Source organism: Rhodococcus sp. ENV425 (assembly GCF_002887785.1).
GTDB lineage: Bacteria > Actinomycetota > Actinomycetes > Mycobacteriales > Mycobacteriaceae > Rhodococcus > Rhodococcus aetherivorans.
This window is the reverse complement of record NZ_PCZU01000266.1, coordinates 8,021-9,280: the sequence shown is the minus strand read 5'-3', so window position 1 is coordinate 9,280 and position 1,260 is coordinate 8,021. Positions and strand designations below refer to the sequence as shown.

Genomic DNA, 1,260 nt, shown 5'->3' with positions numbered 1-1,260 from the left:
ACGGCGAATGCGTCCCCGCCGAGGCCACACTGGCCGGGCAGGGTCAGCCACGTGGTCGCGGCCATCGCCAGCGCGGCGTCGACCGCGTTGCCGCCGTCGGCGAGCACCCGCGCCCCGGCCTGGCCGGCCAGCGGGTGGCTCGAGGACACCATGCCGCCGGTCGACAGCGTCGCCGGACGGACTCGCCGCGCTGTCATGCCTGCCGGAGCCGGCGCCGGCGCGGACCCTCCGGCGGCTCGGCGGGATCGATGCCGACGAAGATCTCGCCGCCGCGCTCCTCGACGGGATAGGTCTTGATCGGCTCCGTGGCGGGAGGGCAGATGGGTTCACCGGTTGCGAGATCGAAAGCGCTTCCGTGGCAAGAGCATCCGATTCCATCCTGCACGAGCTTGCCGGACGAGAGCAGGCAGTCCAGGTGTGAGCAGTAGTTGGATGTCGCGTAGGCCTTCCCGTCCAGCCGCGAGATCGCGAACTCGTAGTCGCCGGCGTAGAAGCGGCGGACGATGCCCTCCGGCACCTGCCCGGAACGGGCCACTCTCTTGAACTCCATGGTCATCCTCCAGGCATTGGGATCTGCTCCGACCGCGGGCGGTCAGGCGACGGGGTCGATGTAGACGGTCTTCTCGGATTGGTAGAACTGCATCAGCGTCGGCCCGGCCTGTTCCTTGAACGTCTGGGTGCTCGACGCCTTGTACCCACCGAACGGAGCGTTCATCGCCATGCCGTTCGTCGGCTGGTTCACCTTGACCAGGCCGGTGCGGGAACGGGCGACGAACTGCCCGGCCCGGTCGAGATCGCGCGTGACGATCGCCGCGCTCAGGCCGAACGCCGTGTCGTTGGCCAGCGTGACGGCCTCGTCGAACGACGACGCCCGCTGGAACGCCAGCACCGGACCGAAGATCTCCTCGGTCAGGATGCGCATGCCCGGCGCGGTGTCGGCGAACACCGTCGGGCGCACGAAGAACCCGTCGCCGAATCCGGTGTCGTCGCAGCGGGTTCCGCCGCACACCAGACGGGCCCCTTCGTCCTGCCCGACGGCGACGTACTCGAGGAACTTGTCCAGCTGGCCGCGGCTGGCGAGCGGACCCATCGACGCCCCCGCCCGCAGGCCCGGTCCGACGGTGAGGGCCTCGGCGCGGGCGACGACCCGCTCGAGCAGGGCGTCGTGGATGTCGTCGATCGCGACGACCCGGCTGGTGCCGGTGCAGGCCTGTCCGGAGAGCCCGAAAGCGCCCTTGACGATCAACGCGGCGGCGGCGT

At 70.3% G+C, this 1,260-nt stretch carries 3 protein-coding genes; all 3 read right to left on the bottom strand.

All coding sequences use genetic code 11. From position 1 onward, the window contains the following. On the bottom strand, positions 1-197 hold a 197-nt coding region (locus CQZ88_RS23935), incomplete at its 3' end, for a gamma-glutamyltransferase (protein ID WP_180987076.1). After that, positions 194-550, bottom strand: coding sequence for a non-heme iron oxygenase ferredoxin subunit (locus CQZ88_RS23930; RefSeq protein ID WP_102800412.1), 357 nt, complete (start codon positions 548-550; stop codon positions 194-196). The genes CQZ88_RS23930 and CQZ88_RS23935, both read right to left, overlap by 4 nt. A gap of 42 nt (positions 551-592) precedes the next feature. Beyond that, positions 593-1,260 (bottom strand): aldehyde dehydrogenase family protein (locus tag CQZ88_RS31735; RefSeq protein WP_258008760.1); only part of this gene is annotated, 668 nt, incomplete at its 5' end.